The sequence below is a fragment of the Sphingomonas adhaesiva genome, from assembly GCF_036946305.1.
GTDB lineage: Bacteria > Pseudomonadota > Alphaproteobacteria > Sphingomonadales > Sphingomonadaceae > Sphingomonas > Sphingomonas adhaesiva_B.
Genome location: NZ_JAQIJJ010000003.1, coordinates 160,144 through 175,721 on the forward strand (window position 1 = coordinate 160,144; position 15,578 = coordinate 175,721).

Sequence of the window (15,578 nt, forward strand, 5' to 3'; positions counted from 1 at the left end):
CCGTGGCGCTCAATTACAATCGTTTGCAATTGGTGTTGCAAACGATTGCGAAGGGGCGTAGGTGGCGGCTCGGGCATCCCTTCGACCGGGAGCCGGGAGGAGAGGATGATGAGGGTGAATTCGATCCATATGCGCGCTTCGGTGTCGGTGCTGGCCATGGCACTGGCGGCGCTGCCCGCTGCGGCGCAGACCAGCGATCCGGCGGCGCAGGCATCCACCGCGCAGCCGGCGGCGACCGGCGCCGACACCACGTCGCAGCCGGGCGACATTCCCGATGCGGCGCAGCAGTCCGACGACATCGTCGTGACCGCGACCTCGGGCGAGCGCTCGCGCTTCCGCAGCTCGATCTCGGTCAGCCAGATCAGCCAGGAATCAATCCAGAACTTCACCCCGCGGTCCGAGGCGGAAGTGCTGCGCAACATCCCCGGCCTCCAGCCCAGCGACACCGCGGGGCCGGGCGGCAACGCCAATATCGGCGTGCGCGGTATCCCGGTGTCGACCGGCGGTTCCGAATATGTCGCGTTGCAGGAGGACGGCCTGCCGACCGTGCTGTTCGGCGACATCAACTTCGGCAACAACGATTACTGGCTGCGCTTCGACCAGAACGTGCAGCGGGTCGAGGCGGTGCGCGGCGGTTCCGCCTCCACCTTCGCCAGCCAGGCGCCGGGCGCGGTCATCAACTATATCAGCAAGACCGGCGACCAGGAAGGCGGGCAGGTCGCCTATTCCAACGGCCTGGGCTATCGCGAGCATCGCGTCGACTTCGACTATGGCGCGCCGATCAGTGACACGCTGCGCTTCCACGTCGGCGGCTATGCGCGCAACGGCGGCGGGTTGACCAACGAGCGCTTCAACATCCTGCGCGGTTACCAGATCAAGGCGAACATCACGAAGGACTTCGCCGACAATCGCGGTTTCGTGCGGCTCTATTTCAAGCGGCTGGACGAACAGGCGCCGACCAACACGACGACGCCGTCGCTGGCGACGCTGGACGGCAACAAGGTGACCGGCTTCGCGCCGCTGCCGACCTTCGACGGCCGCGACGGTTCGGCCTATTCGATCTACAATCGCGCGTTCCAGTATCTGGGCTTCGATGGCAATGTGCGCAGCGCCGAGGTGCAGGGCATCCATCCGCGCGTCACCGGCCTGGGCGCGCAGGTCCATTACGAACTGGGCGACTCGCTGACGATCGACGATGTCGCGCGCTATCAGTGGATCAGCGGCAACTTCACGACGCAGTTCATCAACGTCCTGCCGCTGAACGGCACCGGCGGGCTGATCGGATCGACCGTGAACGGGCAGACGGTCGGTTCCGTCCGCTACGCCGCCGGTCCGAAGCTGGGGCAGGCGTACACCGGCACCTATGTGAACAACAATCCGAACATCAATACGTTGATGAAGAACATGGACAATTTCGCGAACAACCTGTCGCTGACGGGCAAGTTCGACGCGGCTGGCGGGCGTGCCACGGTGACCGCGGGCTGGTTCGTGATGCGCCAGAACATCGTCCAGGACTGGCACGTCAACCGCCAGTTCAGCGAGCTGAGCGGCGAGAATGCTGCACCGCTCGACCTGTTCTCCACCACCGGCACGCAGCTGACCGCGGCGGGGCAGGCGGGGTTCAACGACAATTGGGGCAGCTGCTGCGCACGCCGCGTCGACCTGACCTACACCGACAATGCGCCGTTCCTTCAGGTCGGCTATGAAACCGGCGGGCTGAACCTCGACGCGTCGGTGCGCTACGACATCGTCCATGGCGAGGGCACTGCGCAGGGCGGCGTCGCTGGGCCGAACACCGTCGTGCGCGACGCGCTGGGCAGCGCGTCGATCCCGTCGCTGGTGCTCAACCCCACGGTCGAGCGGATCGACTATACCGATCGCTACGTCAGCTGGTCGGCGGGCGCGCTCTATGCCTTCAGCAACAGCACCAGCGCGTTCGCCCGCGTCAGCCGCGGTGGCCGTTTCAACGCCGACCGGCGCGTCCTGTCGGGCAATTTCAACGCCGACGGTTCGCTCAACAGCCAGGGGCAGGCGACCTCGGTCAACTATCTCAACCAGCAGGAAGTCGGGCTGAAGCAGCGCGGCGGCGTGTTCGGCGGGTCCTATTCGGTCGAGATCACCGGCTTCCGCTCAACGTTGACGGAAAACAACTACGACTTCACCCGGATCAACAATCCGGCGCCGAACAACAACCCGAACATCTCCAACGGCTATCGCTCGCTGGGTATCGAGTTTTCGGCGCGGGTGACCGCGGGCAACTTCCACCTTGCGGCCGACGCCACCTATGCCGACTCGAAGATCACCAGCAGCGCGACCTCGGCGCTGGTGGGCAAGAAGCCGGGCGGGCTGCCCGATTTCCTGTTCGTGGTGTCGCCGTCCTACGACGCGGGCGTGGCCGCGTTCGGCGTCAGCGTGAACGGGCAGACCAGCACCAAGACCGACGACTTCAACCTCTACACGGTGAAGGGCTCGACCTTCGTCAACGGCTTCGTGACGGTGCGCCCGATGGAGCGGCTGGAGCTGGGGCTGAACGTCAACAACCTGTTCGACAAGCTGGGCTTCCGTGGCGGCGGGTCGCTGAACCCGATCCTGTCGTCGACCAGCGCGGTGTTCAACAACACGGCATTGTACGGGCGGACGGTGACCGGCTCGATCCGGTATCGCTTCTAGGTTCCTCCCCGGGGGGCGGGGCGGACGGGGTCGCGGGAAACCGCGGCCTCGTTTTTTTTGTGTGTTGGGCAGGGGAGCAGACACAAAAAAAGCCCCTCCCCTTCAGGGGAGGGGTTGGGGGGTGGAGGGAGCCTCGCAGAGAGTAACGCCTTTGACTGCCCCACCCCAACCCCTCCCCTGAAGGGGAGGGGCTTCTTCTCTTTTGCCCTACTTCACCGCCTCAAACACGAACGCCGTCCCCACGTAATCGCCCTTCAACGGCGCGCGCAGTCCGCGTTCCATCCAATATGCCCCGCTCGCCTGCACCGGGACGCCGTCGGGCAGCTTGCCGCCGCCCAGCACCGAAACGCGATACGTCCGCTTCGCATCCAACCCCTCCGCGCGGATCGCGGCGGGATTGTCGCGCCACATCGACGCGTGCAGCATCTGGAACAGCACGCCCTGCGCGCCGTCCTGCGCCACGTACATCGTCGCGGCGGTGGCGTCGTCGCCCTGCGGCGGCGCGATGCGGTACAGCCGGCCGCGCTGCACGGTCCGGCGGATCGTCTTGTACGCCGCGACCCATTTGCGCGCGGTCGCAACATCCGCGTCGCCCCAATGGTCGAGGTTGGCACCGATCCCCAGGCTGCCCTGCATCGACGACAGGAAGCGATAGTCGAGCGAGGTGACGCGCGTGTTCGCCCAATTGGGGCTGTCGGTCACCCACGCCATCATCACCGCGGGCGCGTAGGCGCGGGTGAAGCCGTCCTGGATGATGAGCCGGTCGGCGGGATCGGTATTGTCCGACGGCCACACCTGATCGCTGTAGCGCAGGATGCCCAGATCGATGCGCCCGCCGCCGCCCGAGCACGCCTCGATCTCCAGCGTCGGATGGCGTCGCCGCAACTCGGCGAGAATATGGTACAGGTTGCGGACGTAATCGACATAGACGCGCTGCTGGTCCTCGACCGGCATCTCCGGCCAGCCCGCCTCGGTCCAGTTGCGGTTATAGTCCCACTTCAGGAAGGCGATGTCGTTCTCGCTCACCAGCTTGTCGAGCACGGTCAGCAGATGGTCGCGCACGTCGGTGCGCGCGAGGTTCAGCACCATCTGGTTGCGCCCCTCGGTCCGCGGGCGATCGGGGAAGTTGAGGACCCAGTCGGGGTGCGCGCGGTACAGGTCGCTGTCGGCGTTGACCATCTCGGGCTCGACCCACAGGCCGAAATCCATCCCCAGCGCCTTTACGCGATCGATCAGCGGCTTGAGGCCATTGGGGAATTTGCGCGGGTTGACGGTCCAGTCGCCCAGCCCCGCCTTGTCGCTGTCGCGCGCGCCGAACCAGCCGTCGTCGACCACGAAGCGTTCGACGCCGATCGCCGCCGCCTTCTGCGCCAGCGCGGCCTGTCCGGCCTCGGTCACGTTGAACGCGGTCGCTTCCCAGCTGTTGTAGAGCACCGGGCGCAGCTTCGCGCGCTCGCCGTCCGGCAGGATGCGGCGCATCTGGAAGTCGTGGAACCGGCGCGATGCGCCGCCTATCCCGTCGCCGGCGAATCCGGCGTAGAACACCGGCGTGTCGAGCGTCTCACCGGGTTTGAGCGACCAGGAGAAGTCGTAGCTGTTGTACCCGCCCGCGATGCGCACGCGGCCGAGGTTGTCCTGCCCCACGCTGATCCGGAACGATCCCGACCAGGCGAGCGCGCCGTACCAGACCGGGCCGGATTCCTCGCTCGTCTTGCCCTCGCGCGCGATCGCGAACCAGGGATTGTTGCCGTGCCCGGTCGAGCCGCGGCGGCTTTCCAGCACCGTCAGCGCGGGCGTGACCGGCACGTCCTTCTGCGTCCATTCCGCGGCGTGGCGGCCGGTCAGATAGTGGAGCCGGTAATCGTCGCCGACCGGCAGCGTGAAGACCGCGGCGGCGATCTGGTCGACGCGCACCGGGCGCGTGTCGCCGTTGCGCACCGTGGCGGAGCGGCCGATCACGCCCGTCTCCGGGTCCATCGTATAGCGCAGCGTCACCGTCAGCGGGCGGCGGATATCGGCCAGTTCGACCACCAGCGTCTCGCCCTCGACGTGGTGCGCGCGATATTTCAGCACCAGGTCGCGGTTGCCGTCGGCGAAGACGGTCTTGATACCGGGTTCGCTGACCAGCCCTTCGCCCTGGCCGGGATATTCCTGTGGCGTGACCGATCCGGCAGGATCGAAGCCGGACAGTTCGCCCGGTGCCTTCACCATCACCGGTTCGTTCGCCCGGGCCGGATCGACCGCGACCAGCGCATCGTCGGCGCCGAGCGGGGCGCCCCAGTAGAGCGGCTGGAGATAGCCCTTGTCGTCGACGCCCAGCGCATAGGTCACGCCGTTGCCGTCGAGGCGGAAGACCTTCGACCCCGCGGGGGCGGTCACCTTTGCGTCCACGATACTACTCCACGAAGCGCCGGCCAGCGCGGCGGCGATGATCCAGTTGCGGGGCATGTCGGGCCTTTCAGGCGGCGCGGGTCAGGGTATCCGTCGCTGCTACGATCGTCGCACGGTCGCCGTCCAGTTCGACGCGGAACAGTGGTGCCGCGGTGCCGCCGAAATGCGCGCGGCGATAGGGTGCGCCCGTGGCGGGATCCCCGCCCTGCAACCCCCAGTAATCGACGAAGCTGATGACCTCGCCCTCGCCGGTGACCCACCAGCAATAGGCCTGGAACGGCTCGCCCGCCGGATTGCCCGCGACCAGCCCGCTGCCGTTGAGCGGGCGCCACGGGCCGTCGATCGTCTCCGCGACCATGCCGTACAGGCCGGTCGGCGCGCCGATGCCGGGGGCGAAGCGCTTCGCCTGGGTCGACCAGAAGAGATAGAGGAGCCCGCCGTGTGCGACGATGTGCGGGCGTTCCAGCTCGCTGTTGACGCCGGTGGCGTCGATCACGCGCGCGCCGATGTGCCATTCGTTGCCGTCGCGCGTCGCGATGCCGATCACGCCGTCATGGATATCGGCAACGTCGCCGCCCGATCCGGTGAACAGGATATGCTCGCGCCCGGTCGCGGGATCGTACCAATAGCCGGGGTCGCGGAACCCCTTGATGCGGTCGTCGACCGGCGCGGGCTGATCGGCGTGGCGATAGAGGGCGCCATCCGCGCGCGCGGTCTCGACCGGCGGGGTCCAGTCGCCGACGCGGCCGTCCGCGAAGCGGCCGGTGGTGACGAACAGCCGCTGCTCGAAGGTGCGCGGCTGCCCCGCGCGCCCGGCGGCGGTGAAGTGCATCGTCAGCGTGGTGCCGTCCGCGTCAAGCACTGCCGTGCCCGACCATTCGCGGCTGCCCGGTGCGAAACCATCGGGGAAGGCGGCGCCATGGTGCCGCCAACCGTCGCTGCCACGGCTGTAGAGGTGGATGCGCGCGGCATCGTGGCGCCATTCGGGATCGTCGCGGCGGTCGACCGCCAGGAAGAACCAATATTGCCGCCCGTCCACGACGACGGTGCGGCCGGCGCGATCGGCGATCGGCCACATGTCCCACACGTCGCGCTGCGGATCGATCGCGACGACGTCGGCAGGGGCGAATTCCGGTAGATGGGCCTCGGCCTGTCGTGCCGCACCGCGTGCGTCGTCGATGGTCCAGAATGTCACGCGTTCACCTCCATCGGCCCCGCGCCTGCGGCGGCCCGTGCGATCATATGGTCGGGGGCACCGCCGTCGGGGGTGCGATAGTCGCGCGCGATCGCGGCGGCGATCGCCGCCACCCGGTCGGCGGGGGGCGACCGCGACGATCGCACCGCCGAAGCCGCCGCCGGTCATCCGCGCACCGCCGCGCCCGTCCGCCAGCGTCGCGATCGCGGACTGCGCGATCGCCACCAGCGCGTCGATCGCGGGGACGGTGATGCGGAAATCGTCGCGCATCGACGCATGGCTCTGCGCCATCAACCTGCCCAGCTCGATCAGGTCGCCGCGCCGTAGCGCCTCGGCCGCGGCCAGCACGCGCGCATTTTCGGTGACGACGTGGCGTGCGCGCGCCGCGACCTCGTCCGGCATCGCGGTGGCACGGACGCGGTCCGCGTCGGCATCGCGCAGCTTGGCGACCCCGATCGCGGCGGCGGCCTCCTCGCATTCCGCGCGGCGGCGGTTGTAATGCCCCTCCACCAGCCCGCGCGACACGCCCGAATGGACGATCAGGATCGCGGCATCGGCGGGCAGGGGAACCGGCGTGGTCGACAGGTCGCGGCAGTCGATCAGCAGCGCCGCGTCCGCCACGCTGGCGGCCGACGCGAGCTGATCCATCACCCCGCACTTCATGCCGACGAAGTCGTTCTCCGCGCGCTGTGCCTGTACCGCGACGGTCGCGGCATCGACGGGCAGTCCCGCCGCCGCCAGCATCGCATGGCCCACCGCCACCTCCAGCGAGGCGGAGGAGGACAGCCCCGCGCCACGCGGAATGTCGCCGACGATCGCCATGTCGACGCCGGTCAGCGCGACGCCGTCGCCCGCCAGCGTCGCGATCATGCCGCGGACATAGTCGCGCCACCCGCCCTCGGCATGATGCGCGATGTCGGACAGCGCGAAGGCATCGTGTTCGGCGCCATATTCCAGCGCCACCGCGCGCACCTGCGCATCGTCGCGGCGCGCCCAGGCGATCCGCGTCTCCACGTCGAGCGCGCAGGGCAGCACGAAGCCGTCGTTGTAATCGGTATGCTCGCCGATCAGGTTGACGCGGCCGGGGGCGCGCACCACGCCATCGGGGTCGCGGTCGAACGCGGCGCGGAAACCCGCCAGCAGCCGCCGGGTCATGTCGTTCATGCTCTCACCGCTTTCGCTGCGCGCAGCCGTTCGGCGGCCTGTTCCGGGGTCAGGTCGCGCTGCGGCTCGCCCAGCATCTCGAACCCCACCATAAACTTGCGCACCGTCGCGGAGCGCAGCAGCGGGGGATAGACGTGCGCGTGGAGCCGCCAGCCGGTCGTATCGGCGCTGCCGTGCGGCGCACCGTGCCAACCGAACGAATAGGGGAAGCTGGTGTCGAACAGATCGTCGTAGCGCGTCATCAACCGTCCCAGCAGTTGCGCCAGCGCGGTCCGCGCCGCGTCCGACAGATCTTCCATCCGCGTGACGGGATCGCGTGCGATGATCAGCGTCTCGAACGGCCAGGCCGCCCACCACGGCACGATCGCCAGCCAGTGATCGTTCGCCTCCACCTGCCGCGGGCCGTCCGCTTCCGCCGCGGCGACCGCGTCGAGCAATGTCGCGCCCCGCGCCGCCTGCCACGCGCGCTGGTGCCTATCCTCGCGCGCGACATGGTCGGGGACGAAGTCGCCGGCCCATATTTGTCCGTGCGGATGCGGGCTGGAACAGCCCATCATCTCGCCCTTGTTCTCGAAGATCGCGACATGCGCCCAGCGCGCGCCCAGTTCCGCCGATTGCGCGCACCAGGTGTCGATCACGGCGCGCCGTTCCGCATCGCTCAGTTCGGGCAGAGTGCGCGCGTGGTCGGGCGAGAAGCAGATCACGCGCGCCTCGCCGCGTGCCGGCGCCGCGGGGAACAGCGTGGCGTCGTCGGGCGCGGGCGTTTCCGGCAGCAGCGCGGCGAAATCGTTCGCGAAGACGAAGGTGCCGTCGTAATCGGGGTTGCGCACGCCATTGGCGCGGACGTTGCCGGGGCACAGGTAGCAGCCCGGATCGTGCGCCAGCCGCGTCGGGGCGGCCAGCGTGGCCTGCGCGCCCTGCCACGGTCGCCTGGCGCGGTGCGGCGACACCAGCACCCATTCGCCGGTCAGCAAATTCTGGCGGCGGTGCGGATGGTCCGCGGCGTCGAACGCCATCGCCTCAGCCGTCATCGCGCGTCGCACCCACCGGCAGCCCCGCGGCATTGCGCTCGCGCACCCAGAAGACCGCGGCCGCGGCGCCGAACATCAGCACCCCGCACAGAGTCAGCACGTTGCGCGGGTCGCCCCCCATCAGCGACGTGTAGGCGAGCGGCAGGGTGGCCGCGAACAACAGCATCGGGATGACGATCATCATGTTGAAAATGCCCATGTACACTCCGGTCCGCTCGGGCGGGATCGCGCCGGCGAGGATGACATAGGGATTTCCCATGATGCTCGCCCAGCCGATGCCGATGCCGGCCGCTGGAAGGAACAACATCCACTTTTCCGTCACATGCGGCAGGATCAGCATGCCGGTGCCGGCCAGGACGAGGCAGGCGGCGTGGAGCGGGGCGGCGCCGATGCGCCGGGCCAGCGGCACCATCGCGAAGGCGGCGACGAACGCGACCGCATTGTACCAGGCCGCCATCTCGCCATTGGTCAGCACCGCCGAGTGGAAGCCGGACGAGGTCGCGTCCGCGGTGCCGTACACCGACCGCCCGATGGCGTAGATGACATAGGCCCAATAGGCCGCCATCGCATACCATTGGAACAGGCTCATCAACGCCAGCTTGCGCATGGCCAGCGGCATGTCGCGGATTGCGGACGCGATCTCGCGCACCGCCGCGCCCAGCCCCTTGGGCTCGCCCGCGATGCGGGTGCGCTCCTCCAGTGTCAGCGGCAGTTCGGGAACGCGCAGGATCGAATAGAGGATCGTCCCGAACGACAGCACCGCGCCGACCATGAACGCGACGCGGGCGGTATAGGGGATGTTGTGCGCGTCGACCCAATCCTGGTTCATCCCCGCCCAGACCAGCAGCGAAGGGGTGAGGAAGGCGAGCATCTGCGCCAGCCCGGTGAACGCCGATTGCGTCAGGAAGCCGATCTGGTGCTGGTCCTCGTTGAGCCGGTCGGAGACATAGGCGCGATACGGCTCCATCGTGATGTTGTTGCCCGCGTCGAGCAACCACAGCAGCGATACCGCCATCAGGATCGAATGGCTGAGCGGCATGAAGAACAGCCCCAGCGCGCACAGCACCGCACCGGCGAGGAAATAGGGCGTGCGCCGCCCGAACCGCGAGTCCGTGCGGTCGGACCAGGCGCCGATCAGCGGCTGTACCAGCAGCCCGGTCATCGGCCCCGCCAGCTGGAGCAGCGGCAGCGATGCCTCCGACGCGCCGAGATAGCTGTAGATCGGGGTCATGTTCCCCTGTTGCAGCCCGAAACTGAACTGCAGGCCGAGGAAGCCGAGGTTCATTTCCAGAATGCGGATGGTCGACAGGCGAGGCTTGGACTCCGGAAACCGCATCGAACGCCCTCTCCGATGGCCCGATGTGCATTCGATCGCAGGCCTTTCACGACCTGTACAATCGATTGCAAAGACAGGCAAGGGGGCGCGGCGCACGCGTTCGACGTGTCGCTTCGGCACCATGCGCACCGATGTTACAGTGATGACGGCGGGCATTGCGCAAGATCATCGGTGTGGCGCACAAGTCCTGCGGCGCTCGCGATGGCAAGATGAAGCGAAGATGAAATCCCGGTGCCGCGCGATGTCACCGAAGTGTCACCGCCACGCCGCCGAATCGCTTTAACGGCCCCCTCACAGCCATACGGCCACCAAGGGGACCATCTGAAATGACTTTCCGTTCGAGCGTGCGCGCGCGCCTTCTCGCGGGCTTCGCGGCGACTCTCGTACCCGTCGCCGCGCACGCCGCGCCGACGTCGCCCGACGCGACGCCGGTCGCCGCCGCCGATGCGCCTGCCGCAACCCCGGCCGATGCCCCCGCGGCCGAGGGCGAGCAGATGGCCGACATCGTCGTCACCGCGACGCGCCGCGAAACGAACCTGCAGCAGACCCCGGTCGCGATCAGCGTGCTCGGCGCGCCCGCGCTGGTCGATCGCCACGTCCAGAGCCTGTACGATCTCGCTGACGGCGGCGTGCCCAGCTTGCGTGTCGCCACGTTCGAGGCGCGCCAGAGCGCGCTGACGGTCGGTATCCGCGGTATCGTGCCGCTCGACGCGAACCAGCCGGCGCGCGAACAGGGCGTCGGCATCTATGTCGACGGCGTCTATCTCGGCCGCCAGCACGGCCTGAACGCCGCGCTGTTCGACGTCGAGCGGATCGAGGTGCTGAAGGGGCCGCAGGGCACGCTGTTCGGCCGCAATACCGAGGGCGGCGCGCTCAACATCGTCACCAAGGCGCCGTCGGGCAAGTTCGAGGGCCGCGTGCGCGCCGGGATCGGCAATTACGGCGCGTACAATGGCGAGCTGCACCTCGACCTGCCGGAATATCATAACTTCAGCGTCAAGCTGGACGGCGTGATCCAGTATCAGGGCGCGACCACCAAGAACCCGCTCGCGGGCCAGACCGGCTGGAACTATTTCGACCGCCAGGGCGGTCGCGCCGCGGTGCGCTGGGCGCCGACCGACGCGCTGACGAACGACTTCTCCTACGATTACGGGCAGGACAAGAACTCGCCGTTCTACAGCCAGTTGCTCAACTACAATCCCAATGGCTGCGTCGCGGGTGCGCAATCGGCCGCGCCCGCCTGCTACCTGCCGGGCAGCGCGTACACCACGCTGACCGGCAATGTGAAGGCGCTGATGCCCGGCGTCGTCGTCAACGGCAACAGCCGCATGAAGGTCGCCGACATCGGCGTGCCGCAGCAGCCCAGCATTGACCAGACGCACGGCTTCACCAACATCCTGAAGTACAAGCTGTCGCCCGAGGTCGAGCTGCGCTCGATCACTGCATGGCGCGGCGTGGATGCGACGCAATGGGACAATTCGGGCGGTGCGCACCGCGTGCCGGTCTATAACCCGGGCAATGTCGTCATCAACGGTACGCCTTATAACGGCGCGCTGTTCAGCCGCTACTCGCTCGCCGACCTGCGCCAGCGCCAGTTCAGCCAGGAATTCCAGGCGGTCGGCACCGTCGACCGGCTGGATTATGTCGCCGGCCTGTTCTACTTCAACGAACACGTCAGCGACGATGCGGCGACGCCCAACTCCAACTTCTACAATGCGGCGACCGGCCAGATCAGCGTGGTCGATCCGTGCGCGACCATCACCACCGGCTTCACCGTCGTGAATGGGCTGCCGGTCGGCGGCACCACCTCGCCCGCCGGGTCGCAGCCAGGCTGCCGCTCGATCGACCGCGCCTCCGCGGTCGTGTCGAAGAGCTACGCCGCCTATGGCCAGGTGACGTGGAACGCGACCGACGCGCTCCACCTGACCGCCGGGGGCCGCTATACCCATGACAAGAAGCGCGGCGCACTGCTGTTCTCGCGCAACGTCAATTACGTGACCAATCCCACCGCGGCGGCGGCGAACGGGTACAAGCCGCTCGACGCCAGCTGGGATCGCTTCAACCCGATGGTGACGCTGGCCTATGACTTCACCAGCGATGTCCACGGCTATGTGAAGTACGCCACCGGCTATCGCGCTGGCGGCGCCAGCTCGCGCACGTCCAACTATCAGGCGTTCAACCCGGAGGACGTGAAGTCCTACGAAGTCGGGCTGAAGACGCAATTCTGGGATCGCCGCGTGCGGCTGAACCTGGCGGGCTATATCATGGACCGCAAGGACAGCCAGGTCGACATCAGCTCGATCCAGACGACCGCGACCGGCAATTTCAACAATCTGGTCACGATCAATGCGCCGGGCACCACCAAGATCCGCGGGATCGAGGCCGAGCTGACCGTACAGCCGGTCGAGAACCTGACGCTCAACGCCTCCTACGCCTATACCTACACCCGCATCCCGCCGGTGCTCATCACCAACAGCGTCACCAGCGCGGCGGGCGTGACCACCAGCACGCAGGTGCTGCAGAACTTCTACATCGTCTTCACGCCGCGCAACGCGGCGACCGGATCGGTCGATTACGCGCTGCCGGTGGGCAACGACAGCAAGCTGCGCTTCCACCTCGACGCCAATTACGCGCAGGCGACGCAGGCGTTCGACCAGTTCGCGACCAAGGCGGACGCGTCGTTCATCGTCAACGGCCGCATCGCGCTGGGCGATATCGCGCTGGGTGACGGCGTGCAGAAGATGACGGTCGCGCTGTGGGGCCGCAACCTGTTCGACACGCAGTATATCTTCCGCCGCGATCCGTCGAACAGCCTGCCCGGTGCGCCGACCACCAACGTGACCTCGGGCAGCATCAACAACGTGCTGGGCGATTACGGCAACTTCAACGCGCCGCGTACCTACGGCGTCGAGGCGCTGGTCAACTTCTAAGAGGAAGGACGAGCGCGGCCGACAGCCCCGGCCGCGCATCGTCCAGGTCGAGCGTGCCGCCGTGCAGCGCGGCGATCGCGTCGACCAGTGGCAGGCCCAGCCCGTGCCCCGGGCGGTTGCGACTGACGTCGAGCCGCCCGAACCGGCGCCGCGCGGTGGCATGATGCTCCGGCGCGATGCCGGGGCCGGTATCGCGCACGCACAGCCGCACGCGGTCGGCGGTGCGCTCCACCGACAGCGTCACCCGCGTGCCGGGCGGGGTGTGGTGGAGCGCGTTCTCGACCAGATTGAGCGCGGCCTGGCTCAGCAGCTGGCGATCGCCGGCGATGGTCGCCGGTTCGGTCCGCTCCAGCGTCAGGCGATGACCGCTGTCGCGCGCCACCTCGCCCAGCGTCTCGACCACCTCCGCCGCGAGCGCGGCGAGATCGACGGCGCGGAAAGCGGCGCGGCGGTCGCCGGTGTCGATCTCCGCGATGCGCAGGATCGCGGTGAAGATCGCCAGCAGCTCGTCGCACTGCGCCAGCGCCGCCTCCAGCTCCGCGCCCGGCGTCCGCGCGGCGGCCACCGCCAGCCGGCTGCGCAACCGGGCGAGCGGGGTGCGCAGGTCGTGCGCGACGTCGCTGCCGACATGGCGCAACCCCTCCACCAGCGTCGCGATCCGGTCGAGCATCCGGTTGAACGTGGCGGCCTGTTCCGCGAACACGCCGCCGTGCGGCGCCACCGGCACGCGGCGCGACAGGTCGCCGTCGATGATCGCCAGCGCGGTGGTGCGCACCTCCTCGATCCGGCGGCGCACGACGAGGCCGAAGGCGGCGATGCCCGCCAGCGCGATCGCGGCGATCACCCCGAAACCCATGAGGTAGTTGCGTACCCGGATCGCGGCGAAGCCGTCGATCGGCTCCGTCTCCGCGACGATCACCAGCGACATGCCGCCGCCGACGTCGCGCGACTGCGCGCGGCCTGCGCTCAGCCCGGCGATGCGATCGGTGCGCGTGATGGCGGAAAAGCCGGTCGGGACCGGGCGCGACAGCGCGACGTTGCCGCCGAGCCGCCGCCCGCGCGCATCGCGCAACTCGAACCCGATGTCGCCGCTGTCGCGCTGGCGCGAGAACGCCGCGATCCGCGTCAGGATGGTCGCGGCGTCGCCCGGGCGCACCTCCTCCAGCAGCGCATCGCCGACGCCGTCAATGCGGCGATCGACCAAGGTCGCGATCGCGCGGCGCGACGCATCGAACATGGCATAGCCGGTCAGCGCGGTGACCAGCGCGAACGCCGCCAGGAACAGCGCGGTCAGCGTCCGCAGCCGCATCGCGTCACCCGGCCAGCATATAGCCGACGCCGCGCTTGGTCGTGATCGGATCCGCCTCGCCCCCGGCGGTCAGCTTGCGGCGCAGCAGCCGGACCTGCACGTCGACGATATTGGTCGCCGGTTCGAAGTCATAGCCCCAGACCCGCTCGATCAGCATGGCGCGGGTGACGAAGCTGCCGGCGTGGCGCGCCAGTTCCGCCAGCAGCTTGAATTCCAGATTGGCGAGGTCGAGCGGGCGCTGCCCGCGCCACGCGCGATATTGCCCCGGACTGACCACGATATCGCCCGCACGCACCGTATCGCCGTCCGCCCCGGTCCAGCCGCGCGCGCGGATCAACGCGCGCAGCCGGGCGTCGATCTCGATCGCGGCGGCCGGCTTGACGACATAATCGTCCGCGCCGGCATCCAGCCCGCCCACCTTGTCGGTGGCCAGCCCCAGCGCGGTCAGCATCAGCACCGGCAGGTGATGCCCGCGCTCGCGCAGCCGGCGCACCACGGTGGGGCCGTCGAGCACCGGCAGCATCGAGTCGAGCACCACCGCATCGAATGCGCGCGCATCGACCGCGGTCAGCGCCTCCGGTCCGGAGGCGGCGACGGTGACGTCGTGCGACAGCGCGGCCAGTTCCACCTGCAAGGCGGTGGCATAGTCGCGGTCGTCCTCCACGATCAGCAGGTCCATCGGCCGCTCCGTCCTCGATCGATGCGCGTGTCGGTTACAGGATGAAATGGTCGCCCGCGGCGCGCACCGTCACCTCGCCGATCGATACGCCCCATGGCTGGTCGATCGCATGGAGTACGGCGTCCGCGATATGCTCCGGGGCGAGCGACTGATAGTCCATCTGTTCGGCATCCAGCTTTTCGGGCGCGACCGATCCGTCGCCCATCGCCCCGGCCAGCTCGCCATAGGCCTGCATGTTATAGCCCAGGATGCCGACCACCGCGGCGGGGTTGATGACGCCGGCGCCCAGCCCGGTGGCGGGCACGCCGGTGGGCTTCACCGTCGTCACCTTGATCTTGCCGCGCGTCTCCAGCCGGAACGATTCCGACAGGAAGTTCACCGCCGCCTTGCTGGCGCCATAGGCCGCGGCGCCGATGACGGGGAAATTGCCGTAGATCGAGGAGATGTTGACGATCTGCCCGCGCCCCGCCGCGATCATCGGGTCATAGGCGGCGACCATGCCGTTCAGCACGCCCTTGATGTTGATGTCGATGCACTTCAGCCACGCGGCATGCGCGGTCGGATGGTCGGAGAAGAAGGCCAGCGGCATGATGCCGGCATTGTTGACCATCACGTCGATGCGGCCGTGTGCGGCGACGCTGGCCTGCACCAGTGCCGCGACCTGCTCCGGCTGGGTTACGTCCGCCGCCAGCGCCTGTGCGGTGCCGCCCGCCGCGACGATCGCATCTGCGGTCGCCTGCGCCGCCGCCGCGTCGATATCGCCGCAAGTGACCAGCGCGCCGCGCGCCGCCGCCTTCTGCGCCACCAGCCGGCCGAAGCCGCCGCCCGCACCCGTGATGACGATGGCCTTGCCGCTAACGTGATCGGTCATTC

The 15,578-nt window shown here is 68.5% G+C and carries 9 protein-coding genes; 2 read left to right on the top strand and 7 right to left on the bottom strand.

Translation table 11 applies throughout. From position 1 onward, the window contains the following. The first annotated feature begins 105 nt into the window (after window positions 1-105). The gene (locus tag PGN14_RS04295) at window positions 106-2,670 is read left to right on the top strand and encodes a TonB-dependent receptor domain-containing protein (RefSeq protein ID WP_335298199.1); all 2,565 of its coding nucleotides are present in this window, start codon (window positions 106-108) and stop codon (window positions 2,668-2,670) included. A 207-nt stretch (window positions 2,671-2,877) separates the two neighbouring features. Here PGN14_RS04295 and PGN14_RS04300 read toward each other — a convergent pair whose 3' ends face one another. From PGN14_RS04300 to PGN14_RS04315, 4 genes are read right to left on the bottom strand one after another with little or no spacing between them, the layout of a single operon-like run. Continuing rightward, the gene (locus PGN14_RS04300) at window positions 2,878-5,118 is read right to left on the bottom strand and encodes an alpha-galactosidase (RefSeq protein ID WP_335298200.1); all 2,241 of its coding nucleotides are present in this window, start codon (window positions 5,116-5,118) and stop codon (window positions 2,878-2,880) included. 10 nt (window positions 5,119-5,128) lie between these two features. Continuing rightward, a complete protein-coding gene (galK, locus tag PGN14_RS04305) occupies window positions 5,129-7,420 on the bottom strand; it encodes a galactokinase (RefSeq protein WP_335298201.1) in 2,292 nt (763 codons plus the stop codon). Beyond that, the gene (locus PGN14_RS04310) at window positions 7,417-8,451 is read right to left on the bottom strand and encodes a UDP-glucose--hexose-1-phosphate uridylyltransferase (RefSeq protein WP_335298202.1); all 1,035 of its coding nucleotides are present in this window, start codon (window positions 8,449-8,451) and stop codon (window positions 7,417-7,419) included. The genes galK and PGN14_RS04310 overlap by 4 nt, the downstream gene beginning before the upstream one ends. After that, the gene (locus PGN14_RS04315) at window positions 8,441-9,787 is read right to left on the bottom strand and encodes an MFS transporter (RefSeq protein WP_335298203.1); all 1,347 of its coding nucleotides are present in this window, start codon (window positions 9,785-9,787) and stop codon (window positions 8,441-8,443) included. The genes PGN14_RS04310 and PGN14_RS04315 overlap by 11 nt, the downstream gene beginning before the upstream one ends. A 326-nt stretch (window positions 9,788-10,113) precedes the next feature. On the opposite strand from PGN14_RS04315, the gene PGN14_RS04320 reads away from it, so the two are divergent. Beyond that, window positions 10,114-12,717, top strand: a complete 2,604-nt coding sequence (locus PGN14_RS04320) for a TonB-dependent receptor (RefSeq protein WP_335298204.1) — start codon at window positions 10,114-10,116, stop codon at window positions 12,715-12,717. On the opposite strand, the gene PGN14_RS04325 is transcribed toward PGN14_RS04320, so the two are convergent. Genes PGN14_RS04325 through PGN14_RS04335 form a run of 3 tightly spaced genes read right to left on the bottom strand, consistent with a single transcriptional unit; the run spans window position 12,707 to window position 15,576 of the window. Beyond that, window positions 12,707-14,026, bottom strand: coding sequence for a sensor histidine kinase (locus PGN14_RS04325; RefSeq protein ID WP_335298205.1), 1,320 nt, complete (start codon window positions 14,024-14,026; stop codon window positions 12,707-12,709). The genes PGN14_RS04320 and PGN14_RS04325 overlap by 11 nt on opposite strands. 4 nt (window positions 14,027-14,030) lie before the next feature. Then, entirely contained in the window at window positions 14,031-14,705 is a 675-nt protein-coding gene (locus PGN14_RS04330) for a response regulator transcription factor (RefSeq protein ID WP_335298206.1), read from the bottom strand. Window positions 14,706-14,739: 34 nt separating this feature from the next. Next, window positions 14,740-15,576: an SDR family oxidoreductase gene (locus PGN14_RS04335; RefSeq protein WP_335298207.1), complete on the bottom strand. Its 837-nt coding sequence runs from the start codon at window positions 15,574-15,576 to the stop codon at window positions 14,740-14,742. Between the last annotated feature and the right edge of the window lie 2 nt (window positions 15,577-15,578).

Excerpts from the sequence above, each read along its gene's own strand:
- PGN14_RS04295 (WP_335298199.1), top strand. The coding sequence starts at position 106 with ATGATGAGGGTGAATTCGATCCATATGCGCGCTTCGGTGTCGGTGCTG.
- PGN14_RS04300 (WP_335298200.1), bottom strand. The coding sequence starts at position 5,118 with ATGCCCCGCAACTGGATCATCGCCGCCGCGCTGGCCGGCGCTTCGTGG.
- galK (WP_335298201.1), bottom strand. The coding sequence starts at position 7,420 with ATGAACGACATGACCCGGCGGCTGCTGGCGGGTTTCCGCGCCGCGTTC.
- PGN14_RS04310 (WP_335298202.1), bottom strand. The coding sequence starts at position 8,451 with ATGACGGCTGAGGCGATGGCGTTCGACGCCGCGGACCATCCGCACCGC.
- PGN14_RS04315 (WP_335298203.1), bottom strand. The coding sequence starts at position 9,787 with ATGCGGTTTCCGGAGTCCAAGCCTCGCCTGTCGACCATCCGCATTCTG.
- PGN14_RS04320 (WP_335298204.1), top strand. The coding sequence starts at position 10,114 with ATGACTTTCCGTTCGAGCGTGCGCGCGCGCCTTCTCGCGGGCTTCGCG.
- PGN14_RS04325 (WP_335298205.1), bottom strand. The coding sequence starts at position 14,026 with ATGCGGCTGCGGACGCTGACCGCGCTGTTCCTGGCGGCGTTCGCGCTG.
- PGN14_RS04330 (WP_335298206.1), bottom strand. The coding sequence starts at position 14,705 with ATGGACCTGCTGATCGTGGAGGACGACCGCGACTATGCCACCGCCTTG.
- PGN14_RS04335 (WP_335298207.1), bottom strand. The coding sequence starts at position 15,576 with ATGACCGATCACGTTAGCGGCAAGGCCATCGTCATCACGGGTGCGGGC.